Source organism: Piscinibacter sp., assembly GCF_047600445.1.
GTDB lineage: Bacteria > Pseudomonadota > Gammaproteobacteria > Burkholderiales > Burkholderiaceae_C > Piscinibacter.
In genome coordinates, this window is record NZ_JASGKT010000002.1 from 1161666 (window position 1) to 1185189 (window position 23524).

Annotated in this window: 24 protein-coding genes; 6 read left to right on the plus strand and 18 right to left on the minus strand. The window is 71.0% G+C overall.

What is annotated here, in order from left to right; all coding sequences use genetic code 11:
* Position 1: 1 nt before the first annotated feature.
* Entirely contained in the window at positions 2-595 is a 594-nt protein-coding gene (locus QM792_RS09555) for a MarC family protein (protein WP_415149498.1), read from the plus strand.
* Between the two features lie 63 nt (positions 596-658).
* On the opposite strand, the gene QM792_RS09560 is transcribed toward QM792_RS09555, so the two are convergent.
* The 4 genes from QM792_RS09560 to QM792_RS09575 all read right to left on the minus strand — a co-directional run bounded on the left by QM792_RS09560 (position 659) and on the right by QM792_RS09575 (position 4283).
* On the minus strand, positions 659-1669 hold the full coding sequence (locus tag QM792_RS09560) for a porin (protein WP_415149499.1): 1011 nt from the start codon (positions 1667-1669) through the stop codon (positions 659-661).
* A gap of 131 nt (positions 1670-1800) precedes the next feature.
* Positions 1801-2553, minus strand: coding sequence for an amino acid ABC transporter permease (locus QM792_RS09565; RefSeq protein ID WP_415149500.1), 753 nt, complete (start codon positions 2551-2553; stop codon positions 1801-1803).
* Positions 2554-2577: 24 nt separating this feature from the next.
* Positions 2578-3441: a basic amino acid ABC transporter substrate-binding protein gene (locus QM792_RS09570; RefSeq protein WP_415149502.1), complete on the minus strand. Its 864-nt coding sequence runs from the start codon at positions 3439-3441 to the stop codon at positions 2578-2580.
* Between the two features lie 53 nt (positions 3442-3494).
* Positions 3495-4283 carry a ferritin-like domain-containing protein gene (locus QM792_RS09575; protein WP_415149504.1) on the minus strand — a complete coding sequence of 263 codons (789 nt, stop codon included), beginning with the start codon at positions 4281-4283 and terminating at the stop codon, positions 3495-3497.
* Positions 4284-4322: 39 nt separating this feature from the next.
* On the opposite strand from QM792_RS09575, the gene QM792_RS09580 reads away from it, so the two are divergent.
* Genes QM792_RS09580 through QM792_RS09590 form a run of 3 tightly spaced genes read left to right on the plus strand, consistent with a single transcriptional unit; the run spans position 4323 to position 7811 of the window.
* Complete coding sequence (locus QM792_RS09580) at positions 4323-6281, plus strand: aminotransferase class I/II-fold pyridoxal phosphate-dependent enzyme (RefSeq protein WP_415149505.1); 1959 nt, start codon at positions 4323-4325, stop codon at positions 6279-6281.
* 34 nt (positions 6282-6315) lie between these two features.
* Positions 6316-6840, plus strand: a complete 525-nt coding sequence (locus QM792_RS09585) for a gamma carbonic anhydrase family protein (RefSeq protein ID WP_415149507.1) — start codon at positions 6316-6318, stop codon at positions 6838-6840.
* Positions 6840-7811, plus strand: coding sequence for an Hsp33 family molecular chaperone HslO (locus tag QM792_RS09590; RefSeq protein WP_415149508.1), 972 nt, complete (start codon positions 6840-6842; stop codon positions 7809-7811). The genes QM792_RS09585 and QM792_RS09590 overlap by 1 nt, the downstream gene beginning before the upstream one ends.
* Before the next feature lie 18 nt (positions 7812-7829).
* On the opposite strand, the gene QM792_RS09595 is transcribed toward QM792_RS09590, so the two are convergent.
* From QM792_RS09595 to QM792_RS09645, 11 genes are all read right to left on the minus strand, one after another.
* On the minus strand, positions 7830-8573 hold the full coding sequence (locus tag QM792_RS09595; protein ID WP_415149510.1) for a hypothetical protein: 744 nt from the start codon (positions 8571-8573) through the stop codon (positions 7830-7832).
* Between the two features lie 15 nt (positions 8574-8588).
* Complete coding sequence (locus QM792_RS09600; RefSeq protein WP_415149512.1) at positions 8589-9215, minus strand: AAA family ATPase; 627 nt, start codon at positions 9213-9215, stop codon at positions 8589-8591.
* Positions 9212-9841, minus strand: a complete 630-nt coding sequence (gene pnuC, locus QM792_RS09605; protein ID WP_415149515.1) for a nicotinamide riboside transporter PnuC — start codon at positions 9839-9841, stop codon at positions 9212-9214. Before pnuC ends, QM792_RS09600 begins: the two co-directional genes overlap by 4 nt.
* 21 nt (positions 9842-9862) lie before the next feature.
* The gene (ftsB, locus tag QM792_RS09610) at positions 9863-10141 is read right to left on the minus strand and encodes a cell division protein FtsB (protein ID WP_415149517.1); all 279 of its coding nucleotides are present in this window, start codon (positions 10139-10141) and stop codon (positions 9863-9865) included.
* A 19-nt stretch (positions 10142-10160) separates the two neighbouring features.
* The gene (eno, locus tag QM792_RS09615; RefSeq protein WP_415149519.1) at positions 10161-11444 is read right to left on the minus strand and encodes a phosphopyruvate hydratase; all 1284 of its coding nucleotides are present in this window, start codon (positions 11442-11444) and stop codon (positions 10161-10163) included.
* Positions 11445-11493: 49 nt separating this feature from the next.
* Positions 11494-12351, minus strand: coding sequence for a 3-deoxy-8-phosphooctulonate synthase (gene kdsA, locus QM792_RS09620; RefSeq protein ID WP_415149521.1), 858 nt, complete (start codon positions 12349-12351; stop codon positions 11494-11496).
* The gene (locus tag QM792_RS09625) at positions 12348-14015 is read right to left on the minus strand and encodes a CTP synthase (RefSeq protein WP_415149523.1); all 1668 of its coding nucleotides are present in this window, start codon (positions 14013-14015) and stop codon (positions 12348-12350) included. Before QM792_RS09625 ends, kdsA begins: the two co-directional genes overlap by 4 nt.
* 102 nt (positions 14016-14117) lie before the next feature.
* Positions 14118-14933, minus strand: coding sequence for an alpha/beta fold hydrolase (locus tag QM792_RS09630; protein WP_415149524.1), 816 nt, complete (start codon positions 14931-14933; stop codon positions 14118-14120).
* Positions 14933-15757, minus strand: a complete 825-nt coding sequence (locus tag QM792_RS09635) for a peptidase (RefSeq protein ID WP_415149526.1) — start codon at positions 15755-15757, stop codon at positions 14933-14935. Before QM792_RS09635 ends, QM792_RS09630 begins: the two co-directional genes overlap by 1 nt.
* Positions 15754-18297, minus strand: coding sequence for a DNA mismatch repair protein MutS (gene mutS / locus QM792_RS09640; protein ID WP_415151605.1), 2544 nt, complete (start codon positions 18295-18297; stop codon positions 15754-15756). Before mutS ends, QM792_RS09635 begins: the two co-directional genes overlap by 4 nt.
* Before the next feature lie 76 nt (positions 18298-18373).
* Positions 18374-19321, minus strand: coding sequence for an inositol monophosphatase family protein (locus QM792_RS09645; RefSeq protein WP_415149527.1), 948 nt, complete (start codon positions 19319-19321; stop codon positions 18374-18376).
* 104 nt (positions 19322-19425) lie between these two features.
* On the opposite strand from QM792_RS09645, the gene QM792_RS09650 reads away from it, so the two are divergent.
* The gene (locus tag QM792_RS09650) at positions 19426-20151 is read left to right on the plus strand and encodes an RNA methyltransferase (protein ID WP_415149529.1); all 726 of its coding nucleotides are present in this window, start codon (positions 19426-19428) and stop codon (positions 20149-20151) included.
* A 16-nt stretch (positions 20152-20167) separates the two neighbouring features.
* Positions 20168-20947, plus strand: a complete 780-nt coding sequence (gene cysE, locus QM792_RS09655; RefSeq protein ID WP_415149531.1) for a serine O-acetyltransferase — start codon at positions 20168-20170, stop codon at positions 20945-20947.
* On the opposite strand, the gene QM792_RS09660 is transcribed toward cysE, so the two are convergent.
* The 3 genes from QM792_RS09660 to yjgA are packed head-to-tail and all read right to left on the minus strand — an operon-like array spanning position 20928 to position 23465.
* Positions 20928-22364, minus strand: coding sequence for a FecR domain-containing protein (locus QM792_RS09660; protein WP_415149533.1), 1437 nt, complete (start codon positions 22362-22364; stop codon positions 20928-20930). The two genes, cysE and QM792_RS09660, sit on opposite strands and share 20 nt — an antisense overlap.
* Positions 22361-22951, minus strand: coding sequence for a molybdopterin adenylyltransferase (gene mog / locus QM792_RS09665; RefSeq protein WP_415149534.1), 591 nt, complete (start codon positions 22949-22951; stop codon positions 22361-22363). Before mog ends, QM792_RS09660 begins: the two co-directional genes overlap by 4 nt.
* Positions 22944-23465, minus strand: a complete 522-nt coding sequence (gene yjgA / locus QM792_RS09670) for a ribosome biogenesis factor YjgA (RefSeq protein WP_415149535.1) — start codon at positions 23463-23465, stop codon at positions 22944-22946. The genes mog and yjgA overlap by 8 nt, the downstream gene beginning before the upstream one ends.
* Between the last annotated feature and the right edge of the window lie 59 nt (positions 23466-23524).

The window sequence follows — 23524 nt, forward strand, 5'->3', positions numbered from 1 at the left end:
GATGGACCACAGCTTCCTGTCCGCGCTGATCCTGCTGCTGCTGGTGCTCGACCCGCTGGGCAGCCTGCCGATCTTCATCCCGATCATGAACGGCGTGCCGCGCGAGCGGCGCCGGCGCGTGGCGCTGCGCGAGGTGGCGATCGCCTTCGCGGTGCTGCTGGGCTTCATGTTCGCTGGCGAGACCTTTCTGCGCGTGATGCGCCTGTCGGAGCGCTCGCTCGAAGTGGCCGGCGGCGTGATCCTGCTGATGGTGGCGATCCGCATGATCTTCGGCGCCGAGGGCGGCGTCTACGGCGCGGCGGAGGGCAAGGAGCCGCTGATCTTCCCGCTCGCCGTGCCGCTGCTGGCCGGCCCCTCGGCGATGGCCACCGTGCTGCTGCTCGCTTCGCGCCAGCCCGAGCGCGTGATGACCTGGGTGGCGGCGCTGACGGTGGCGATGGCCTTCTCGGGCTTCGTGCTGCTGGCCTGCGAACGCATCCGCCGCCTGCTCGGCGACTCGGTGGTCGCGGCGCTCGAGAAGCTGATGGGCCTGGTGCTCACCGCGATCGCGGTGGAGATGATCCTGGCGGGATTGAAGCGCTACTTCCTCGATTGAGCGCGCCATGAAAAAGGGCCGGTCGAAAGACCGGCCCTTTTTGGACGCTGTGAACTTCCGGGATCAGAAGTTGTGGCGGATGCCGAAAGCGACCGACGACAGGTCGTCGCCCAGGGCGTTGCCAATCGCGAAGCGGCCCGGGTTGTAGGCGGCCCCCGCGTCGTTGTCGACCTTCGTGTAGAAAGCGTACAGCTTGGTGCGCTTGCTCAGGTTGTAGTTGTAGGCCAGCGTGAACTGCTTGGCGCCGGTGTCGTTGCCCGAGTACTGGCCGCCGCCCTTCCACTTGCTGGCGACGCCGACGTTGGCGTGCAGTTCGTTGGCGCCGAAGGCGTACATGGCCGACACGCGGTAGGCGTTACGCTTGGACGTGCCGGTGGCGTCTTCGATCTCGTTGCGAACGTAGTAGGCACCCAGCGTGACCGGGCCCATTTCGTACAGCCCACGCAGGCCGATTTCGCTGTGCTTGTCGTCTTCCAGCGGGCCGCCAGGGCCTTGCACGTAGCTGGCGCCCAGGTGCAGCGGGCCGCCGACGTAGTTGGCCGCCAGCACGTAGGTCTTGCGGGGCTGGGTGTTCTCGGCGAGGCCCAGTTGCGCGTCGATCGTCAGGCCGCCGAAGCTCGGCGAGTTGTAGGCGATCGTGTTGGTCGACACGCCGGGGTACAGGTAGAGCGCATCAGCCGACGTGCCGGTGTCGTGGTTGTGCATGCTGATGTAGTCGGCGGTGGCGAAGTACGCCGCCGACGGGCCCATGTTGCCCAGGCGCACGCGGCCGAAGCCGCCTTCCAGCGCGACCCAGCTCTCGCGACCCCAGAATCCGCCGGTGGCTTGCGAGCCGGTGTCGGCGTTGAAGCCGTGCTCGATCAGGAACGAAGCCTTCAGGCCGCCGCCGAGGTCTTCGGTGCCCTTGAAGCCGATACGCGATTGGCTGTCGGCCATCGCGGTCACCGAGGTGCTGCCGACCTTCTGGCGCTCGACCGACTCGTTCAGGCGGCCGTAGATGGTGACGCTGCTTTGGGCCAGGGCGGCGCCGCTGGTCAGGGTGGCCAGGGCGGCCAGGAAAAGAGAGCGCTTCATGTGGATCCTGTCTTGGTTTGAAACACACCGGGTGGTTCGTGACCCCCGGGACGCAGGTGCGAATGTTAGATGACAGCTAGCGGAAAACCCGAATCTTCGTTGCGCCGAAGCGACAATCGGGCGACAAACGGTCAGCGTCCGCGCAGGTGGGACGGCGCTTCGAGCCGTTTGGCGAGCATCGACAGCGTGAGCGTGAGCACCAGGTAGACCGCCGAGATGGCGAGGTAGGGCTCCCAGTAGCGCGCATAGGCGCCGGCCACCGTGCGCGCGGCCAGCGCCAGTTCCGCGAGGCCGATGGCCGAGACCAGCGAGGAGTCCTTGATCAGCGTGACGCCCTCGTTCACCAGCGCCGGGATCATGCGCCGGAAGGCCTGCGGCAGCACTACGAAGCGCATCGATTGCGCATGCGTCAGGCCCAAGCTGTAGGCGGCCTGGGTCTGGCCCAGGTGGATGCTCTGGATGCCGGCGCGGAAGATCTCCGAGATGTACGCGCCGGCGTTGAGCGTCATCGCCAGCGCGCCGGAGAAGAAGGCGCCGTGGCTCTGGCGGAACTCGCGCGCCGCCTCGCCGGACAGCAGCAGGCCGCCGTCGGGGTGCACCAGCATCGGCATCAGCGCGAAGTGCACCAGCAGGATCTGCACGAACAGCGGCGTGCCGCGGAAGAAGGTGACGTAGGCGAGCGTGACGCCGCGCGCCGCCTTCAGCAGCCAAGCGAGCGCGACCGACTTGGGCGCCGGCGCGTCGCGCGAGCTGCTGACCAGCCCGAGCAGCACGCCGAGCAGCAGCCCGGCGCCGATGGCGACGAAGGTGAGCTGGATGGTCGTCCACAGGCCGCTGAGGAACAGCGGCCCGTAGACGGCCAGGATGTCCCAGCGCAGGCCCACGACGACGCTCGCGCCGTGCCGGGCTTACTTCGAGGCCGCCGGTTCCGCGGCGGCCGGGGCGGCGCCGAAGTACTTGGCGTAGATCGTGTTGTAGGTGCCGTCGGCCTTGATGTCGGCCAGGCCCTTGTTCAGCTTGTCGAGCAGTTCGGCGTTGCCCTTCTTGACCGCGAAGCCGTACTGCTCGGGCTCGAAGGCCTTGTCGCTGACGGTCTTGAACTTGGCGTCGGGGTTGTTGGTCACGTAGTTGACGACCACGCCGTTGTCGGCCACCACCGCGTCGACGCCGCCCGACTCCAGCTCCTTGAGCGCCAGCGGGGTCGATTCGAAGCGCTTGATGTTGGTGCTGTTCTTGCCCTGCTGCTTGGTGACCACCTCGTCGCCGGTGGTGCCGGTCTGCACGCCGACCTTGAGCTTCTTCAGGTCGTCGAACTTCGCCACCTTCGACGTCGCCTTGACCGCGATGAGCTGGTAGGCGTCGAAGTAGGGGTTGGTGAAGTCCATCGTCTGCTTGCGCTCCTCGGTGATCGTGATCGACGAGGCGAGGATGTCGCGGTCACCCTGCTGCAGCGAGTTGAAGATGCCTTCCCACGGCGTGTTGACGAACTTGATCTCGATGCCGGCCTTGGCGGCCACGGCGGAGAGCATGTCGATCGTCAGGCCGACGATCTCGCCCTTCTCGTTCTGCGACTCGAAGGGCGCGTAGGCGGCGTCGGTGCCGACCACGTAGACCTTGGCCGGCGGCGGCGCGGCGGCCACCGAGGCGGCCGGCTCCGGAGCGGCGGCGGTCGGCGCGGGCGCCTCGTCCTTCTTGCCGCAGGCGGCGAGCAGGACGCCGGCGAAGAGCAGGCCGGCGGTTTGCAGGAATCGACGGGTGGTGATGGCGGTCATGAACGTCCTCGAATGAAGGAATGTGGCGCGAAGTGTAAGCGCGCCGGGGCGGTTCAGAGCGCGCGCGTCAGGTAGGCGATTTCCTCGTCGCTGAAGCCGGCGGCGCGGCGCGCCGCGTCGTTGAAGGGCGGGCGCAGCCGGGGCGCGGCATGGCGCCGCACCAGATCGGGGTAGATCGCCACCGGGTCCAGCCCGAGGCGCTCGCAGGCGAAGCGGTACCAGCGGTTGCCGATCGCGACGTGGCCGATCTCGTCGCGCAGGATGACGTCGAGGATGGCCACCGCGCGCGCGTCGCCGGCCTTGGCGAGCTTGGCCTGCAGCGGCGGCGTGGCGTCGAGGCCGCGCGCTTCCAGCGTGCGCGGCACCAGCGCCATGCGCGCCACCACGTCGTGCGCGGTGCGCGCCGTCATGGTCCACAGGCCGTCGTGGGCGTCGAAGTCGCCGTAGTCGTGGCCCAGCGTCAGCAGGTGCTCGCGCAGCAGCGTGAAGTGCAGCGCCTCCTCGGCGGCGACGCGGAACCAGTCGAGGTAGAAGGCCTGCGGCATGCCGGCGAAGCGCCACACCGCGTCCAGGCCGAGGTTGATCGCGTTGAACTCGATGTGCGCGATCGCGTGCAGCAGCGCGGCGCGGCCCTCGACGGTGAAGGGCGAGCGGGTCGGCACGTCCTTCGGCGGCACGAGGCGCGGGCGCGCCGGGCGGCCGGGCAGGCCGGGCGGTTCTTCGAGCGGCGCGTCGGCGTCGATGCGTTCGATGCCGGCCTCGAAGGCCGCGCGCACCGCCGCCGCCTTCTCCACCGGCTCGGCGATGCGCAGCAGGGCCAGGGCATGGCGGCGCAGTTCCATGCGCGGATTATCCGCAGCGCCGCTCGATAATCCGCATCTATGCCGCGCCCGCACAGCCACGTCCTGCTCGTCGCCGCCGACGCCACCCTGCGTCGCACCCTGCTCAAAGGCCTGAACGCCGCCGCCAAGAGCCTGCCCAACCCCTGCGGGCTGAGCTTCTCCGGCGTCGAGAGCGCGGCCGAGGCGATGCGCATCGCCCGCGAGGACGGCGACCTGCAAAGCGTCTTGATCGACAACGGCGACAACGGCGGCGACGGCAACGGCGACGACAAGGGCGCCGAGGCGCTGGTGCAGTCGCTCTACGCGCTGCGCCCCGAGCTGGACCTGTACGTGCTGGTCGACGGCGCGCACGACGAGGAGACGGTCGGCGCGCTGACGCGCGAGGCGATCGACGGCTTCTTCATCCGCGACGAGGCCGACCCGCGCGGCTGGTTCCGCATCGTCCAGGCCGAGATCCAGGAGAAGTCGCGCACGCCCTTCTTCGACGCGCTGCGCGACTACGTGCTGATGGCCAAGGACGCCTGGCACACGCCGGGGCATTCCTCCGGCGACAGCCTGCGCGGCAGCCCCTGGGCCGCGGCCTTCCACGAGTTCGTCGGCGAGAACCTGCTGCGCGCCGACCTCTCGGTGTCGGTGGACATGCTCGATTCGCTGCTCGACCCCAAGGGCGTGATCGCGCAGGCGCAGGACATGGCGGCACGCGCCTTCGGCGCGCGGCGCACCTTCTTCGCCACCAACGGCACCTCGACGGCCAACAAGGTGATCTTCCAGACCCTGCTGGCGCCCGGCGACACGCTGCTGCTGGACCGCAACTGCCACAAGTCGGTGCACCACGGCGTGGTGCTGGCGGGCGCGCGCCCGGTCTACCTCGACAGCTCGGTCAACACCACCTACGGCCTGTTCGGCCCGGTGCCGAAGAAGACGCTGTTCGCCGCCATCGAGGCGCACCCGCGGGCGAAGGCGCTGATCCTGACGTCGTGCACCTACGACGGCCTGCGCTACGACCTGCCGCCCATCGTCGAGGCGGCGCACGCCAGGGGCATCAAGGTGATCATCGACGAGGCCTGGTACGCGCATGCGCGCTTCCACCCGGCGTTCCGGCCGACGGCGCTGGAGGCCGGCGCCGACTACGCGACGCAGTCCACCCACAAGGTGCTGTCGGCGCTCAGCCAGGCCAGCATGATCCACGTCAACGACCCGGACTTCGACGCGCACCTGTTCCGCGAGAACTTCAACATGCATGCGTCGACCAGCCCGCAGTACGGCATCATCGCCAGCCTCGACGTCGGCCGCCAGCAGGCGGTGATGGAGGGCTACAAGCTGCTCGCGCGCACGCTGGCGCTGGCCGCCGAACTGCGCGAGGCGATAGACGCCACCGGCGTGTTCCGCGCGCTGACGCTGGCCGAGCTGCTGCCCGCCGAGGTGCGCGGCGACGCCATCGCGCTCGACCCGACCAAGATCACGGTGGACATCTCGAAGTCGGGCTTCACCGTCGACGAGTTCCAGCAGGTGCTGTTCGAGCGCTTCAACATCCAGGTCGAGAAGTCGACCTTCAACACCGTGACGCTGCTGCTGACCATAGGCACCACGCGCAGCAAGGTCTCGCGCCTGCACGACGCGCTGCTGCGCCTGGCGCGCGAGGCGCGGGCGCCGCGCCGGCTCGTCAAGGCGCCCGAGATCGCGCGCTTCACCTCGCTGAAGTTCCTGCCGCGCGACGCCTTCTACTGCGAGGGCGAGCTGCTGCCGCTGCTCGACGAGGACGAGCACGCCAACGCCGCGCTCGACGGCCGCGTCTGCGCCGACCAGATCGTGCCGTACCCGCCCGGCATCCCGGCGCTGGTGCCGGGGCAGGTGATCACGCTGGAAACGGTGCGCTTCCTGCTCTCGCTGATGCGCTCGCACAAGCGCACCGACCTGCATGGCGTGGTGCACGACGGCTACACGCCGTGCATCCGCGTGATGACGGCGGCCGAGGAGCGCGCCAACCGCGCGCTCTGACTACACTGGGCTTTTCTGCCCGCGAAAGAAACCGATGGCGATCTACCGGCTGGACGACGACATTCCCCGCATCGCGAGCGGCGCCTGGGTGGCCGACAGCGCCCGGGTGATCGGCCGCGTCGAGCTGAAGGAGAACGCCAGCGTCTGGTTCGGCGCGGTGCTGCGCGGCGACAACGAATGGATCACGGTCGGACGCGGCTCCAACGTGCAGGACGGCAGCGTGCTGCACACCGACATGGGCTGCCCGCTGGTGATCGGCGACGACGTGACCGTGGGCCACCAGGTCATGCTGCACGGCTGCACCATCGGCGACGGCTCGCTGATCGGCATCCAGGCGGTGGTGCTGAACAACGCGCGCATCGGCCGCAACTGCCTGGTCGGCGCCGGCGCGCTGGTCACCGAGGGCAAGGAATTCCCCGACGGCTCGCTGATCATGGGCGCGCCGGCCCGGGTGGTGAAGCAGCTCTCGCCCGAGCAGTTCGAGCGGCTGCGCAGCGGCGCCGTGCACTACGCCGAGAACGCGGCGCGTTACGCGCGCGGCCTGGAGAAGATCGGCTGATGTCGGAGTTGCACAAGTTCCTGTTCGAAGGCCTGCCGGTGCGCGGCATGCTGGTGCGCCTGACCGAGTCGTGGCAGGAGCTGCTGGCGCGCCGCAGCCGGGCCGACGACGCCTTCGCGCTGCCGGTGCGCACGCTGCTCGGCGAGATGGCGGCGGCCTCGGTGCTGATGCAGGCCAACATCAAGTTCAACGGCGCGCTGGTGCTGCAGGTGTTCGGCGACGGGCCGGTGCGGCTGGCCGTGGCCGAGGCGCAGCCCGACCTGAGCTTCCGCGCCACCGCCAAGGTGGTGGGCGAGGTGGCGGCCGACGCGCGGCTCGAGGCCATGCTCAACCTGCACGGCAAGGGCCGCTGCGCGATCACGCTCGACCCGAAGGACAAGCGCCCCGGCCAGCAGCCCTACCAGGGCGTGGTGCCGCTGCACGGCGACCGCAACGAGCCCTTGCAGGAGCTGTCGCAGGTGCTGGAGCACTACATGCTGCAGTCGGAGCAGCTCGACACCCGCCTCGTGCTGGCCGCCGACGAGCGCATCGCCGCCGGGCTGCTGATCCAGCGCCTGCCGGTGGAAGGCCTGGGCAACCTGCAGGGCGAGCGCAACGAAGACCGCATCGGCCTGGACGAAGCCTTCAACCGCATCGCCCACCTGAGCGCGTCGCTGAAGCGCGAGGAACTGCTGACGCTCGACGCCGAGACCATCCTGCGCCGCCTCTTCTGGGAGGAGAAGCTGCTGCGCTTCGTGCCGCAGGCCGGCACGAACGGGCCGCGCTTCCACTGCGGCTGCTCGCGCGAGCGCGTCGCCGCGATGCTGCGCGGGCTGGGGCGCGAGGAGGTCGACGGCATCCTCGCCGAGCAGGGCCGCGTCGAGATCGCCTGCGACTTCTGTGGCCAGAAGTACCACTTCGATCCGGTGGACGCGGCGGGGCTGTTCCTGCCCGCCGGCACGCAGCCGCCGGGCAGCGGCGCGATCAACTGATCGCCGCCCCGGCGCTTGCTACTGGCGGAAGCGGCGCGCTTCCTCGGCTTCCCGGATGCGCACGCAGGTGGCGTCGCCGGCGTGCTCGGCCTGGGCGCACTCGCGGTGCTCGCAGAAGCCGCGCGTCAGCAGGTTGCCGCCGCTGCACAGCTCGGCGACGGACTTCGGTTGAGCGGCCGTCGCCGGCTCGGGCGCCGGTGCCGAGGCTTCCGGCAGGGCGGGTGCGGGCGCCGGCGCGGACAGCACTGTTTCGGGCACGGGGGCCGGCACGTGCGTGTTTTCGTTCGCCGACGGGCGACGCACCGGCTCGGGGATGCGCTTGCGGCGCTCCGGCGCGCTGGTGGCCGGGGCGGGTGACGAGGCGGGTGAGGCGGCCGGCTCGGGCGCGGCCCGTGAAGGCTCCGAAGCGGGTGCCGGTGCGACGGGCACGACCTCCGGTGTCGAAGCCGCCGCCGACGCCACTGGCGGCGGCGCGGAAGCGGCAACGGGCGCAGGCGCCGGTGCCGGTATGGATGCAGGCGAGGAGGCCGGTGCCTCGTCCGCCGGCCACAGCAGCAGCCACGCACCGCCGCCGACCAGCGCGGCGGCGAGCACCCCGCCCAGCAGGCGCCACGGCAGGCCGCGTGCCGGCTCGGGCTCGGGCGCGATCAGGATGCTCTCCAGCGGCGGCAGCTCGGAGGGCACGGTGTGGTGCATCACCAGCGTCGGCGCCGACAACGGATCGAAGTTGTCGTCCTCGGGAGGCAGCGAGCGCGTGGCCATCGGCGGCGAACGATATCAGAGCGAGGGCAGAAGGCGATGGCGTTCGCAGCCGACGTCGCCGCAGCGCTCGCAGACCCATTGCCAGCGCGGCCGGCCGTCGTCGTCCGGCGTGGTGCGCGCACGCTCGACGGCGGCGAGCGCGTTGGCCAGGCGCGCCTCGCCCTGGCCGAACAGCACCGCCCAGCCGATCGCGGCGCGCGCCAGCGCGGCGCGGATCTTCGCGTCGACCGGCTCGCGCACCTGCGGGCCGTCGCGTTGCAGGCCGTCGGGCTGCCAGGGCAGGTCGAGCGCGCTCAGCAGCGTCAGGTCGGCGCGCGCGTGCGCGGCCAGCGCCGCGTCGTACAGGCCGGTGTCGCCGAACACCTGGTCGCTGTAGACCGCGATCATCAGCGCGCTGGTGTCGGCCACCACCACGTCGCACGCCGCGGCGGCGGCCGCGATGCGGCGCGTCTGCTCGGCGGCGATGCCGCGCTGCTCGTCGATGCGCGGCGTGCGGCCCGCGCCGTCGCAGAACTCGCGCAGGTATTCCTCGACCACCGCGACGCGCTCGCCGCGCCGCGCCAGCACCGCGCCCAGCGCGTGCGCGATCGTCGTCTTGCCGGTGCTCTCCGCGCCCAGCAGCGTGACCACGAAGGCGCTCATGCCGCCGCCGCCAGGCGCCGCCAGGCGCGCCAGCCGAGCACCGACAGCGCGGCGAACACCGCGTAGAGCATCACCGTCAGCCACAGCCCCTTGACCGCGAACAGCACGACGCTGACGAGGTTGACCAGAAGCCAGGCCGTCCAGTTCTCGACGTACTTGCGCCCGAGCAGCCACTGGCCGACGAGGCTGCCGGCGGTGGGCAGGGCGTCCAGCCAGGGCACGTCGGAATCGGTGCGGTGCGCCAGGAACAGCGCCAGCGCCGGCCACGCGACCGCCAGCGCCAGAGCGCAGCCCAGCGCAGCGCGCCGCGGCAGCGCGCGCACGCGCAGCGCGCTGCCGTCGTCCAGGGTGCCGCGCAGCCACTGCCACCAGCCCCACAGCGCGACGGCGGCGAAGAAGATCTGCAAGGAACCCTCGCCATACAGGCGCGCGTCCCAGAACACAAGGAAGTACAGCAGCGAGGAGGCGATCGCCAGCGGCCAGGCGAGCGGGTTGACGCGCATGTTCAGCGCCACCATCAGCAGCGAGAGCAGCAGCGCGATCAGCTCCAGCCAGCTCGCCGGCGCACCCCACAGCGTGAAGGCGCTCGCGAACAGCGGCCGCAGCGCCTGCAGCAGCGAATCCATCGCGCGGCGCGGGGCGCGCGCTCAGCGCTGCGCCGGCGAGATCTGCACGAAGATCTCGTCGGGCTTGACCATGCCGAGGTCGAAGCGCGCCTTCTCCTCGACCATCTCCAGCCCTTCCTTCAGGTCGCTGACCTCGGCGAGCAGTTGCGCGTTGCGCTGCCGGCCCGCCTCGTTGAGCTTCTTCTGCTCGGCCAGCTTGCCCGACAGCTCGATCACGCGCGGCACGCCGCCCTTGCCGAACCACAACTCGGCGTGCACCAGCGCGAGCAGCGCCAGCAGGGCGATCGTGACCAGGCGCATGGCGGCGTGCCTCGGCGGCTCAGCGCAGGTTGTAGAACGCCGCGCGGCCGGGGTAGCTCGCCACGTCGCCCAGGTCTTCCTCGATGCGCAGGAGCTGGTTGTACTTGGCGATGCGGTCGGAGCGCGACATCGAGCCGGTCTTGATCTGGCCGGCGTTGGTGCCCACGGCGATGTCGGCGATGGTGCTGTCCTCGGTCTCGCCCGAGCGGTGCGAGATCACCGCGGTGTAGCCGGCGCGCTTGGCCATCTCGATGGCGGCGAAGGTCTCCGACAGCGTGCCGATCTGGTTGATCTTGATGAGGATCGAGTTGGCGATGCGCTTGTCGATGCCTTCCTTCAGGATCTTGGTGTTGGTGACGAACAGGTCGTCGCCGACCAGTTGCACCTTGGCGCCCAGGCGCTCGGTGAGGTGCTTCCAGCCGTCCCAGTCGCCCTCGTGCATGCCGTCCTCGATCGAGACGATGGGGTACTTGTCGACCCAGGTGGCGAGGATGTCGGTCCACTCCGGCGCGGTCAGCGACAGGCCTTCGCCTTCCAGGTGGTACTTGCCGTCCTTGTAGAACTCGCTGGCGGCGCAGTCCAGGCCGATCGCGACCTGCGTGCCGGCCTCGTAGCCGGCCTTGTCGATGGCCTCGAGGATCAGTTGGATCGCCGCCTCGTGGCTGGCCACGCTGGGCGCGAAGCCGCCTTCGTCGCCGACCGCGGTGCTCATGCCCTTGGCGTCGATGATCTTCTTCAGCGCGTGGAACACCTCGGCGCCGTAGCGCACCGCTTCGCGGAACGAGGGCGCGCCCACGGGGATGATCATCAGCTCCTGCAGGTCGAGGTTGTTGTTGGCGTGCGCGCCGCCGTTGATCACGTTCATCATCGGCACCGGCAACTGCATGCCGCCGGAGCCGCCGAAGTAGCGGTACAGCGGCAGGCCCGACTCCTCGGCCGCCGCGCGCGCCACCGCCATGCTCACCGCCAGCGTCGCGTTCGCGCCCAGGCGGCTCTTGTTGTCGGTGCCGTCGAGGTCGAGCAGGGTCTTGTCGAGGAAGGCCTGCTCGGAGGCGTCCAGGCCCAGCACCGCCTCGCTGATCTCGGTGTTGATGTGCTCCACGGCCTTGAGCACGCCCTTGCCGAGGTAGCGCTTCTTGTCGCCGTCGCGCAGCTCGATGGCTTCGCGCGAGCCGGTCGAGGCGCCAGAGGGCACGGCCGCGCGGCCCATGGTGCCGCTTTCCAGCAGCACGTCGCACTCGACGGTGGGGTTGCCGCGGCTGTCGAGGATTTCTCTTCCGACGATGTCGACGATGGCGCTCATGGTGGGTTCTCTCAGCGGGAGGTTGTTGGAATTCGGTCGTGAAGTCGCTTCAGCAGGAGAAGTCGTTCTCCAGCAGCGGCTGGGTCTTGATCACGCGGTCGAGCGCGACGAGCTGTTCGAGCAGGGCCTTCATGTGCTTCAGCGGCACGGCGTTCGGGCCGTCGGACATCGCCTTGGCCGGGTCGGGGTGGGTTTCCATGAAGAGCCCGGCCACGCCCACCGCCACGGCGGCGCGCGACAGCACCGGCACGAACTCGCGCTGCCCGCCGCTGCTCGTGCCTTGCCCACCGGGCAACTGCACCGAATGCGTGGCGTCGAACACCACCGGCGCGCCGGTCTCGCGCATGATCGCCAGGCTGCGCATGTCGGAGACGAGGTTGTTGTAGCCGAAGCTCGCGCCGCGCTCGCAGGCGAGGAAGCTGTCTTCCGGCAGGCCCTTCTCGCGCGCCGCGGCGCGTGCCTTGTCGATCACGTTCTTCATGTCGTGCGGCGCGAGGAACTGGCCCTTCTTGATGTTGACGGGCCTGCCGCTTTGCGCCACGGCGCGGATGAAGTCGGTCTGGCGGCACAGGAAGGCCGGCGTCTGCAGCACGTCGACCACCGCCGCGACGGCCGCGATCTCGGCCTCGCCGTGCACGTCGGTCAGGATGGGCAGTTGCAGCTCGCGCTTCACCTTCGCGAGGATCTCCAGGCCCCGGTCCATGCCGGGGCCGCGGAACGAGCTGCCGCTCGAGCGGTTGGCCTTGTCGTAGCTCGACTTGAAGATGAACGGGATGCCCAGCGCGGCGGTGATCTCCTTGAGCCGCCCGGCCACGTCCATCTGCAACTGCTCGCTCTCGACCACGCAGGGGCCGGCGATCAGGAAGAAGGGCTTGTCGAGGCCGGCCTCGAAACCGCACAGCTTCATGCCGCCACCTTCTCCTTGCCGCGCTCGGCCTGGTGCGCCAGCGCCGCCTCGATGTAGGAGGTGAACAGCGGGTGCCCGCCCCAGGGCGTCGACTTGAACTCGGGGTGGAACTGCACGCCCATGAACCACGGATGCACCGCGCGCGGCAGCTCGACGATCTCGGTGAGCTTCTCGCGCTGCGTGATCGCCGAGATCACCAGCCCAGCCTGCTGCAGGGCGTCGAGGTAGTTGACGTTGGCCTCGTAGCGGTGGCGATGCCGTTCGGTCACCACGCTGCCGTAGATCTGGTGCGCCAGCGTGCCGGGCTTGACGTCGGAGCTCTGCGCGCCCAGGCGCATCGTGCCGCCGAGGTCGGAGGCGGCGCTGCGCTTCTGGATCGTGCCGTCGCGGTCCTGCCATTCGTCGATCAGCGCGATCACCGGATGCGGCGTCGAGGGGTCGAACTCGGTGCTGTTGGCGTTGGCGAGGTTGGCCTTGTGGCGCGCGTACTCGATGGTCGCCACCTGCATGCCCAGGCAGATGCCCAGGTAGGGGATGCGGCGCTCGCGCGCCAGCCGCGCCGCGCAGATCTTGCCCTCGATGCCGCGCTTGCCGAAGCCGCCGGGCACGAGGATCGCGTCGAACTCGGCGAGCCGTCCGACGTTCTCCGGCGTCAGCGTCTCGGAGTCGACGTAGTCGATCACGACCTTGGCGTGGTTGTGGATGCCGGCGTGGCGCAGCGCCTCGTTGAGCGACTTGTACGAGTCCGACAGGTCGGTGTACTTGCCGACCATCGCGATCTTCACCGAGGTCTTCGGGTGCTCGACCTCGCTGACGAGGTCGTCCCAGCGACGCAGGTTGGCCGGCGGCGTGGCCAGGCGCAGCTTGTCGCAGATCAGCCCGTCGAGCCCTTGCTCGTGCAGCATGCGCGGCACCTTGTAGATGGTGTCGACGTCCCACATCGAGATCACGCCCCAGCGCGGCACGTTGGTGAACAGCGAGATCTTGTCGCGCTCCTCGTCGGGCACCGGGCGGTCGGCGCGGCACAGCAGCGCGTCGGGCTGCACGCCGATCTCGCGCAGCTTCTGCACGGTGTGCTGCGTCGGCTTGGTCTTCAGCTCGCCGGCCGCGGCGATCCACGGCACGTAGGTCAGGTGCACGAAGGCGCACTGGTTCGGCCCGGCCTTCAGGCTCAACTGGCGCGCGGCTTCGAGGAAGGGCAGCGACTCGATGTCGCCCACCGTGCCGCCGACCTCGACGATCGCCACGTCCACCTCGTGGTCGGTGCCGACGCCGGCGCCGCGCCGGATGAACTCCTGGATCTCGTTGGTGACGTGCGGGATCACCTGCACCGTCTTGCCGAGGTAGTCGCCGCGGCGCTCCTTCTCGAGCACGCTCTTGTAGATCTGGCCGGTGGTGAAGTTGTTGGCGCGGCGCATCTTCGTCGTGATGAAGCGCTCGTAGTGGCCGAGGTCGAGGTCGGTCTCCGCGCCGTCGTCGGTGACGAACACCTCGCCATGCTGGAACGGCGACATCGTGCCCGGATCGACGTTCAGGTACGGATCGAGCTTGATCAGGGTGACTTTGAGGCCGCGCGATTCGAGGATCGCGGCGAGGCTTGCAGAAGCGATGCCCTTGCCCAGCGAGGACACCACGCCGCCGGTGACGAAGACGAACTTGGTCATGGGGGGCGGCACTCGCATGCACGAATGCCGTGGTGGTAAAGCGCGATTATAGGCGCCTCGTCGTGACCGCCCCTCGCCCGACGGGTACGTCGGACGATCCCCCTAGGCCATTGCCTCCACCCACCGCAGCACGGCCGCCGCGGTCTCGTCGGGTCTTTCCATCGGGAACAGGTGGCCGCCCTCGATCAGCGTGTAGCGGCCCGGCGCCAGCGCCTTCGACGCCGCGATGCCGCCCTGGCGCATCTCCGCCGACTGCGTGCCGGCCAGGAAGGCCACCGGGCACTTCGGCGGGTGGCGGCGCAGCAGCGTGCCGAACTGGTGCGGCAGCGTGTCGTAGATGCGCGTCTCGACGGCGCGGTCGAAGGCGAGGTGGGTCTTGCCGTCGCGCTCCTCGAAGCCGGCTCGCACGTAGTCGGCCAGCACGCGCGGATCCCAGCGCGCGAACAGCGCCTTGGCGGCGAAGTGGCGCTGCACCGCCTCGCGCGAGGGCCATTCGTGGCGGCGCGTGCGCGACACGCGCCCCGGCGACACGCGCCTGATCAGCCCGGTGGCCTTGGCCACCCGCAGGCTGTGCGCGCGCCAGCCGGTGACCACCGGCGAGTCGATCATCACCAGCCCGGCGGCGAGCTCGGGCCGCCGGCAGGCGGCCAGCAGGCTGAGCAGCCCGCCGAGCGAATGGCCGACCAGCACCGCCGGCTCGCCGACCTCGCGCTCGACGAAGTGGATCAACTGGTCGCGCAGCTTGGGCCAGTTGCCGCTGACGGGGTAGGCCGGGTCGTGGCCGAACTTCTCGATCGCGTGCACGGCGTGGCCGGCGGCGCGCCAGGCCTCGAACAGCACGCGGTAGGTGCCGGCCGGGAAGCCGTTGGCGTGGCTGAAGACGATCGGCCGCCTGCGGCCCGGCCCGGGGCTGTCCATCAGACGATCCTCTCCCCGGGGTGGGTGATCTTGCGCATCGGCTCGTAGCGGCCGCCGGCGCCGCACAGCGGGTGCTCGGTGGCGCCGCCGTTCCACTGCGGCGCCTCGATGGACTCGAACACCTGGCGCAGTTTCTGGCCCCAGGTGCTGCGGATCATGTGGAAGTACGGGTTGTGCTCGTCGACGCAGACGATGCGGTCGCTGGCGAGGCGGTCGCGCTCGTAGACCAGCAGGTCCAGCGGCAGGCCGACCGAGAGGTTGGACTTCAGCGTCGAGTCCATCGACACCAGCGCGCACTTGGCGGCCTCGTCCAGCCCGGTGGCCGAGTTGACCATGCGGTCGAGCACCGGCTTGCCGTACTTGCTCTCGCCGATCTGGAAGAAGCAGGTCTCGCGCGTGGCCTCGATGAAGTTGCCGGCCGAGTAGACCAGGAACAGGCGCATCGCCTCGCCCTTGATCTGGCCGCCGAGGATCATCGAGGCGTTGAAGTCGACGCCGCTCTTCTTCAGCGAGGGGCCGTCCTGGTCGTAGACGCGGCGCACCGCGCTGCCCAGCACGCGCGCGGCGTCGAACATGCTGGCGGCGTTCCAGATCGTGATCGGCTCGCCGCCCGGGTTGTCGATCTTCTCGGCCTGCAGGATCTCGCGCACCGACTGGCTGATCGACAGGTTTCCCGCCGAGAGCATCGCCATGAAACGGTCGCCGGCCTTCTCGTAGACCATCATCTTGCGGTAGGTGCTGATCTGGTCCAGGCCCGCGTTGGTGCGCGAGTCGGACAGGAACACGAGGCCGGCATCGAGCTTGATGCCCACGCAGTACGTCATGGCGGATCCTTCTGCAGGGTCTTGAGCTTGTAGAGCGCGTCCAGCGCTTCCTTCGGGCTGAGCGTGTCGGGGTCTATCGCCGCGAGCGCCTCCTCCACCTCGGAGGGCGGCCGCGCGGCGGGCGCCGGCGGCGACGCGAACAGGTCGAACTGCGCGTCGTGCGCGCGCTGGCCGGCTTCGAGCGCCTCCAGCGTGGCGCGCGCCTGGCGGATCAGCCCGGGCGGCATGCCGGCCAGCCGCGCCACCTGCACGCCGTAGCTGCGGCTGGCCGGGCCGGCCTGGATGTCGTGCAGGAAGACGATGTCGTCGCCGCTTTCGGCGGCCGAGACGTGCACGTTGATCGCGCGCTCGTGCTTGGCCGGGAACTCGGTCAGCTCGAAGTAGTGCGTCGCGAACAGCGTGAACGAGCGGTTGCGCTCGTGCAGTTGCGTGGCGATCGCGCCGGCCAGCGCCAGGCCGTCGAAGGTGGACGTGCCGCGGCCGATCTCGTCCATCAGCACCAGCGACTGCTCGGTGGCGCCGTGCACGATCGCGGCGGCCTCGGTCATCTCGAGCATGAAGGTCGACTGCGCGTTGGCCAGGTCGTCGGCCGCGCCGATGCGGGTGTGGATCGCGTCGACCGGCCCGAGCCGGCAGGCCCGCGCCGGCACGTAGGAGCCCATCGCCGCGAGCAGCACGATCAGCGCCACCTGGCGCATGAAGGTGCTCTTGCCGCCCATGTTCGGGCCGGTGATCACCAGCATGCGGCGGTTCGCGTCGAGCCGGCAGTCGTTGGCCATGAAGGCGCCGGCGCCGGTCTCGGCCAGGCGCGCCTCGACCACCGGGTGGCGGCCGGCCTCGATAGCGATGCACGGCTCCTTGACGAACGCCGGCCGGCACCAGCCCAGCGTGCGCGCGCGCTCGGCCAGCGCCGCGAGCGCATCCAGGCTCGCCAGGCCGCGCGCCAGCGCGGCGAGCGGGTCGAGGTGCACCTGCAACTGGTCGAGCAACTGCTCGTACAGCAGCTTCTCGCGCGCCAGCGCGCGGTCCTGCGCCGACAGCGCCTTGTCCTCGAAGGCCTTCAGCTCGGGCGTGATGAAGCGCTCGGCGTTCTTCAGCGTCTGGCGGCGCTGGTAGTCGGCGGGCACGCGGTCGATGCCGCTGCTGGTGACCTCGATGTAGAAGCCGTGCACCTTGTTGAACTGCACGCGCAGGTTGGCGATGCCGGTGCGGCCGCGCTCGCGCGCCTCCAGGTCGAGCAGGTAGGCGTCGCAGTTGGCGCCGATGCCGCGCAGCTCGTCGAGCGCGGCGTCGAAGCCGGGCGCGATCACGCCGCCGTCGCGCAACTGCACGGCCGGCTCGTCGGCGATCGCGGCGGCCAGCAGCGCCTCGATCTCGCGCGGCGGGTGCAGCGCCTCCCACAGCATGTCGAGCAGCGCGGTGGCGCCGTGCGGCACGCGCGCCACCAGCGCCGGCAGCGCCTGCAGCGTGCCGCGCAGCCCGGCCAGCTCGCGCGGGCGCACCTGGCGCAGCGCGATGCGCGCGGTGCTGCGCTCGACGTCGCTGACGCCGCGCAGCGCCTCGCGCAGCGCGTCGAGCTCGGTGTCCAGCAGCGTCTCGATCGCGTCGTGGCGCTGCGAGGCGACGCGGCGCTCGCGCAGCGGCTGCGTCAGCCACTGGCGCAGCGCGCGGCTGCCCATGCCGGTGCGGCAGGTGTCGATCAGCGAGAAGAGCGTGGGCGCGTCCTCGCCGCGCAGCGTCTGCGTCAGCTCCAGGTTGCGGTGCGTCGTGGGCGGCAGTTCGAGCAGCTCGCTGCCGCGTCGCACCGCCAGCGTGCGCACGTGCGCCAGTGACTGGCCCTGCGTGTGCTCGGCGAAGGCGAGCAGCGCCGCCGCGGCGGCCTGCGCGGCCGCCAGGTCCTGCGCGTTGAAGCCGGCGAGGTTGGCCACGCGCAACTGCTCGCACAGCTTGCGCGCGCCGAGCGCGCTGTCGAACTGCCAGTCGGGCCGCACCGTCAGCGGCGCGCGCGCCGCGGCCAGCGTCGCGCTGCCGTGCTCGCGCTGCACCAGCAGCTCGCTGGGCTGCAGCCGCGCCAGCCAGCTCGCCAGCTCGCGCTCGCCGCATTCGGCCAGGCCCAGCTCGCCCTGCGTCAGCGCCAGCCAGGCGAGGCCGAAGCCGTTGCCCTGGCGCGCCACCGCGAGCAGCAGCGCATCGCTCTTGTCGGCGAGCAGTTCGGTGTCGGTCACGGTGCCGGGCGTCACCACGCGCACCACCTTGCGCTCCACCGGCCCCTTGGCGGTGGCGACGTCGCCGACCTGCTCGCAGATCGCCACCGCCTCGCCCATCTTGATCAGCTTGGCGAGGTAGCTCTCCACCGAATGCACCGGCACGCCGGCCATCACCACCGGCTCGCCGCCGCTCTGGCCGCGCGTGGTCAGCGTGATGTCGAGCAGCCGGTTGGCGCGCCGCGCGTCGTCGTAGAACAGCTCGTAGAAATCGCCCATCCGGTAGAAGACGAGCGTGTCGGGGAACTCGGCCTTGATGCGCAGGTATTGCTGCATCACCGGCGTGTGGCCGTCGAAGGCGGGCTTCGCGGTCGGCGTGTCCACGGTGCGCGTGTCTCCGGGGCGTCGTGCGTCAGCGGGAGGCGTCTTCCTTGCGGATGCGCACCGGCGCCTTCCTGGCCGGCGCGAGCGTCGCCGCCAGCGCCTGCTCCGGCGTGGTCTCGGCCGGCGCGGGCGCCGCGGCGGCCGATGCCGCGGCCGGCTCGTCGGCCTTGATCACGCGCGTGTACGGCGTCAGGATCTGCACCAGTTGCGCGTAGACCTTCGGGTTGCCCGCCACCACCTCGCGCTGGTAGAGGTAGTCGGCCTCGCCGGTGAAGTTGCCGACCAGGCCGCCGGCCTCGGTGATCATCAGCGAGCCGGCCGCGACGTCCCAGGGGTTCAGGCCGGTCTCGAAGAAGCCGTCGTACCAGCCCGCGGCCACGTAGCACAGGTCGAGCGCGGCGGCGCCCGGGCGGCGCAGCCCGGCGCAGTTCTGCATCACTTCCTCGAACATCTGCACGTAGCGCTTGAAGTTGTCGCCCTTGCGGAACGGGAAGCCGGTGCCGATCAGCGCGTCCGACAGCCGGGTGCGTTTCGAGGCCCGCAAGCGCTTGTCGTTCAAGTAGGCGCCGCGGCCCTTGCTGGCATAGAACAGGTCGTTGCGCGCCGGGTCGTACACCACCGCCTGCTGCACCTGGCCGCGGAAGGCCAGCGCGATCGACACCGCGTAGACCGGGAAGCCGTGCAGGAAGTTGGTGGTGCCGTCCAGCGGGTCGATGATCCAGACGTAGTCGCTGTCCTTCGCGCCGTGGCTGCGACCCGATTCCTCGGCGAGGATGCCGTGGCCGGGGTAGGCGGCCAGCACGGTCTCGATGATGGACTGCTCGGCGGCCTGGTCGACCTCGCTGACGAAGTCGTTCGGTCCCTTGGTGTTGATCTTCAGCAGGTCCAGGTCGAGCGAGGCGCGGTTGATGATCGCCCCGGCGCCGCGTGCCGCCTTGATGGCGATGTTGAGCATGGGGTGGAGCGCTTGCGACATGGGGCAGCCTGAAGGAGAGGGACCGGCGGGAAGGAAAGAGCGGGCGCGGCGCCGGCCTTCGCCGGCGGGCCGCTGCGGATAATCGTGATTTTAGCCGCGACCCCATGCAAGCACCGGACCCGACGCGCTTCATCCTGATCGGCACCAGCCACCCCGGCAACGTCGGCGCGGCGGCGCGCGCGATCAAGGTGATGGGCTTTTGCGAGCTGTGGCTGGTGGCGCCGCGCGACGCGCAGGCGCACACGCGCGACGAGGCCGTGGCGATGGCCAGCGGCGCCACCGACGTGCTCGCCGCCACGCGCGTGGTGGCCACGCTGCCCGAGGCGCTGCAGGGCGTGGATTACCTCTGCGCCACCGCGATGACGCCGCGCGACTTCGGCCCGCCGACGCATGCGCCGCGCGCGCTGTTCGCCACGCTCGCGCCGTCGCGGCGGCGCGTGGCCTTCCTGTTCGGCTCGGAGCGCTTCGGGATGGCCAACGAGGACGTCTACCGCTGCCACGCCTGCCTGAGCATCCCGACACGCGCCGACTACGGCTCGCTCAATCTCGCGCAGGCGGTGCAGTTGATCGCCTACGACTGGCGCGAGGCGCTGGGCGGCTTCGCGGTCGAGCCGCGCACCGCCGCGCCGGTGACGGCCGACGCGGCCTCGGTGCAGGGCCTGCTGGAGCATTGGCAGCGCACGCTGGTGGAGATCGGCTTCCTCGACCCGGCGGCGCCGAAGAAGCTGCTGCCGCGCCTGAACCAGCTCGCCAACCGCGCGCAGTTGAGCCGCGAGGAGGTCGACATCCTGCGCGGCATCGCCCGCTTCGTCGGCAGGCCGCGCGGCTGAGCACTACACTGGCGCCATGTTCCAGCGCCTGCGTGAAGACATCGACTGCATCCTCGAGCGCGACCCTGCGGCGCGCTCGCGCTGGGAGGTGCTGACCTGTTATCCGGGCCTGCACGCGCTGGTGATCCACCGCTGGGCGCGCGCGGCGTGGCGGGCGAAGTGGCACTGGCTGGGGCGTTTCCTGTCCCACCTCGGCCGCTGGCTGACGGGCATCGAGATCCACCCCGGCGCGAGCATCGGCCGGCGCGTCTTCATCGACCACGGCATGGGCGTCGTGATCGGCGAGATGGCCGAGGTGCACGACGACTGCACGATCTACCAGGGCGTCACGCTCGGCGGCACCTCGCTGGTGCGCGGCGCCAAGCGCCACCCGACGCTGGAGCGCGGCGTGATCGTCGGCGCCAACGCCTGCATCCTCGGCGGCTTCACGGTCGGTGCGGGCGCGCGCGTCGGCTCGGGCGCGGTGCTGACCAAGCCGGTGCCGCCCGGCGCCACCGCGGTGGGCAACCCGGCGCGCATCATCGAAGCCCGCGTCGACGCGGCGCGCGAGGAGGCCTCGGCGCGCATGGGCTTCTCGGCCTACGGCGTGACGCAGGGCGACGACCCGGTGGCGCAGGCGATGAAGGGCCTGATCGACAACGCCGCCGGCCACGAGCACCAGATCGCGCTGCTGTGGCAGGCGATCGAGAAGCTCTCGCAGCGCTCGCGCGAACTGCCCACGACCGACTGCGTGCCCGACGAGGCGCACACCACCGAGCGGTTCGACGCCGAGACGCTCAACCGCCTCGTGAAGTAGCGCGGCGCGCGCGCCGCACCAGCAGCAGCGCCCCCAGCAGCAGCGGCGCGAGGATCCACAGGAAGCGCCAGTCGCGTGTCGGCGGCAGCAGCTCGAAGCGCTGCGCGTCGCCGAACGGGCCCTGGTCGCCATCGGCGCGCACGCTCGCCAGTCGCCAGTGGTAAGTGCCGGGCTCGCCGATGTTCAGCGTGACCTGGCCGCCTTCCAGCCCCTCGCGCTCGGTGACGATGTTCTGGAAGGCCTCGTCGCGCGCCACCTGCAGGCGCGCCGTGCGGGCGTCGGGATGCGGCGACCACTGGAACTCCACCGGGCCGGCCGGCTGCGTGCTGCCGGCGCGCGGCGTGCTCGAGGCCGGCGGCTCGGGGCGCGCCTTCAGCACGAAGGGCCGCACCGCGTCGTAGCCCTCGACACCCTGGTCGCCGACGCGGCGCGCGCGCAGGAACCAGCGCGCGTCGCCCAGGCCGGCGATGCTCACCTCGGCGCCGGGCTGCGCGTGCAGGTCGGCGACGATGCGCTCGAAGGCCTCGTCCTGCGCCACCTGCAGGTGCAAGGCGCTGGTCTCGGCCGGCAGCGTGAAGCGCACCAGCGGACGCTCGAAGCGCTCGGGCAGCGCGCCGAGGTCGGGCGGGCCGGGCAGTTCGACCGGCACCGGCCTGCGGCCGCTGGTGTCCATGGTCGCGCCGAAGCCGGCCGGGATGTCGGCGCCATTGGTGCGCCGCGGCGATTCGAGGCGCACCTTGCCTTCCAGCACGTCGCTGCGCGTGGTGATGGCGCTGTCGGTGTCGAGCGCCACGCGGTACTGCGTGCCGCGCACGCCCACCACGGCGGTCGGCGTTTCCACTTCGAGCGGCTGGCTGCGCCGGAGCTTGGTCGCGAGCACCTCGACCGAGCCGCGCAGCAGGCGCATGCCGCCGGCGAACCAGCCGTCGGCGGCGCGCCGGGAGGCCTGCGCCTCGTCGGCGCCGGGCGCGCGGCTGGACACGATCTCGGCCAGGGTGGACGGCGGCATGCGCACGCGCGAGCCGTCGGCCAGCACCAGCACGGCCGAGCCGGCGGCGCCGGTCTCGACCTGCTGGCCCTCGGCCAGCGCGCCGCCGGCCGGCGCCGCGGCGCCGCCCACGCGCACCTCGCCGACGCTGCTGGCCAGCGTCACCGGCAGCCGCTGCATGCGCATCAGCCGCAGCGGCACGCGCAGCACCTGGCCGGGCAGGATCAGGTCCGGGTCGGGCAGGCGGTTCAGCCGGGCGATCTCTCGCCAGGCCCGCGGGCCGGCGAAGACCGTCTTCGACAGCTCGATCAGCGTGTCGCCCGGGACGACGCGGTAGTCGACGATCGGCTCCTGGGGTCGCGCCGCCGAGGCGGTGGCGAGAAGGAGCACGGCGGCGCACACCCGTGCGGCGCGAAGCGGGAAGTTCATGGGTGGTTCGGGCGGATGGCGTTTTTCGGCCGGAAGGCCGCGCACACGGCCGCGTCGGTTTCCAGGTAGGGGCCGCCGATCAGGTCGACGCAGTAGGGCACGGCGGCGAAGATGCCGGACACGCCGCGTTCCTTCAAGCCTTCCAGCGTCTCGGCGATGGCCTTGGGCTGGCCGGGCAGGTTGACGATCAGCGCCTTGGCGCGGATCACCGCCACCTGGCGCGACAGGATGGCGGTGGGCACGAAGCTCAGGCCGATCTGGCGCATCTGCTCGCCGAAGCCGGGCAGAACGCGGTCGGCCACCGCCAGCGTGGCCTCGGGCGTCACGTCGCGCGGCGCCGGGCCGGTGCCACCGGTGGTCAGCACCAGGTCGCACTTCGCGGCGTCGACCAGCTCGCGCAGCGTGGCGCTGATGCCGTCCTGCTCGTCGGGAATCAGCCGCGTCTCCCAGGCGATGGGGTTGCGCAGCGCACGGCCCAGCCACGCCTGCAGGGCCGGGATGCCCTGGTCTTCGTAGACGCCGGCCGAGGCACGGTCGCTGATCGACACCAGGCCGATGCGCACCGGATCGAAACCCTGCTCACTCATGCTCGTCGCGTACCTGCTTGATGAACTGGAACAGCTCGCGGTAGGCCCGCCCGCTGCGCTGCTCGGGCGCGAGCGCGGCGTCCTTGCGCGCGGCGCGCACCAGGCTGCGCAGTTGCTGCGTGTCGGCGGCGGGGAACTGCCGCACGAAGGCGCCGACGCCCGCGTCGTCGGCGACCAGTTCGGCGCGCCAGCGCTCGGCCTCGTGCAGCGCCAGCGAGTCCTTGGCGCGGCCGAGCTGCATGTCGAGCACGGCCTGGCGGATCGGCGCGGTGTCCGCGCCGCGCATCAGCTTGCCGATGTATTGCATCTGGCGCCGCCGGCCCTCGTGCGAGCGCGTGCGGCGGTACTCGTGCACCGCGTCGCGCAGGCCCTCGGGGATGTCGAGGTCGCGCACGCGCGCCTCGGGCAGCGCCACCAGCGCCTCGCCGAGATCCTGCAGCTCGTGCGAGGCCTTCTTTCGTTGCGTCTTGCTGGGGCGCTCGGGGGCGGACGGTGTCGGGTCGAGGTCGTGCATCGGGTGGCTTGTGCTGCGCGGGAGGGCGGGCTGCGCAGGCGGCTGGGTATGATAGCCCG

Excerpts from the sequence above, each read along its gene's own strand:
- QM792_RS09555 (WP_415149498.1), top strand. The coding sequence starts at position 2 with ATGGACCACAGCTTCCTGTCCGCGCTGATCCTGCTGCTGCTGGTGCTC.
- QM792_RS09560 (WP_415149499.1), bottom strand. The coding sequence starts at position 1,669 with ATGAAGCGCTCTCTTTTCCTGGCCGCCCTGGCCACCCTGACCAGCGGC.
- QM792_RS09570 (WP_415149502.1), bottom strand. The coding sequence starts at position 3,441 with ATGACCGCCATCACCACCCGTCGATTCCTGCAAACCGCCGGCCTGCTC.
- QM792_RS09575 (WP_415149504.1), bottom strand. The coding sequence starts at position 4,283 with ATGGAACTGCGCCGCCATGCCCTGGCCCTGCTGCGCATCGCCGAGCCG.
- QM792_RS09580 (WP_415149505.1), top strand. The coding sequence starts at position 4,323 with ATGCCGCGCCCGCACAGCCACGTCCTGCTCGTCGCCGCCGACGCCACC.
- QM792_RS09585 (WP_415149507.1), top strand. The coding sequence starts at position 6,316 with ATGGCGATCTACCGGCTGGACGACGACATTCCCCGCATCGCGAGCGGC.
- QM792_RS09590 (WP_415149508.1), top strand. The coding sequence starts at position 6,840 with ATGTCGGAGTTGCACAAGTTCCTGTTCGAAGGCCTGCCGGTGCGCGGC.
- QM792_RS09595 (WP_415149510.1), bottom strand. The coding sequence starts at position 8,573 with ATGGCCACGCGCTCGCTGCCTCCCGAGGACGACAACTTCGATCCGTTG.
- QM792_RS09600 (WP_415149512.1), bottom strand. The coding sequence starts at position 9,215 with ATGAGCGCCTTCGTGGTCACGCTGCTGGGCGCGGAGAGCACCGGCAAG.
- pnuC (WP_415149515.1), bottom strand. The coding sequence starts at position 9,841 with ATGGATTCGCTGCTGCAGGCGCTGCGGCCGCTGTTCGCGAGCGCCTTC.
- ftsB (WP_415149517.1), bottom strand. The coding sequence starts at position 10,141 with ATGCGCCTGGTCACGATCGCCCTGCTGGCGCTGCTCGCGCTGGTGCAC.
- eno (WP_415149519.1), bottom strand. The coding sequence starts at position 11,444 with ATGAGCGCCATCGTCGACATCGTCGGAAGAGAAATCCTCGACAGCCGC.
- kdsA (WP_415149521.1), bottom strand. The coding sequence starts at position 12,351 with ATGAAGCTGTGCGGTTTCGAGGCCGGCCTCGACAAGCCCTTCTTCCTG.
- QM792_RS09625 (WP_415149523.1), bottom strand. The coding sequence starts at position 14,015 with ATGACCAAGTTCGTCTTCGTCACCGGCGGCGTGGTGTCCTCGCTGGGC.
- QM792_RS09630 (WP_415149524.1), bottom strand. The coding sequence starts at position 14,933 with ATGGACAGCCCCGGGCCGGGCCGCAGGCGGCCGATCGTCTTCAGCCAC.
- QM792_RS09635 (WP_415149526.1), bottom strand. The coding sequence starts at position 15,757 with ATGACGTACTGCGTGGGCATCAAGCTCGATGCCGGCCTCGTGTTCCTG.
- mutS (WP_415151605.1), bottom strand. The coding sequence starts at position 18,297 with ATGCAGCAATACCTGCGCATCAAGGCCGAGTTCCCCGACACGCTCGTC.
- QM792_RS09645 (WP_415149527.1), bottom strand. The coding sequence starts at position 19,321 with ATGTCGCAAGCGCTCCACCCCATGCTCAACATCGCCATCAAGGCGGCA.
- QM792_RS09650 (WP_415149529.1), top strand. The coding sequence starts at position 19,426 with ATGCAAGCACCGGACCCGACGCGCTTCATCCTGATCGGCACCAGCCAC.
- cysE (WP_415149531.1), top strand. The coding sequence starts at position 20,168 with ATGTTCCAGCGCCTGCGTGAAGACATCGACTGCATCCTCGAGCGCGAC.
- QM792_RS09660 (WP_415149533.1), bottom strand. The coding sequence starts at position 22,364 with ATGAACTTCCCGCTTCGCGCCGCACGGGTGTGCGCCGCCGTGCTCCTT.
- mog (WP_415149534.1), bottom strand. The coding sequence starts at position 22,951 with ATGAGTGAGCAGGGTTTCGATCCGGTGCGCATCGGCCTGGTGTCGATC.
- yjgA (WP_415149535.1), bottom strand. The coding sequence starts at position 23,465 with ATGCACGACCTCGACCCGACACCGTCCGCCCCCGAGCGCCCCAGCAAG.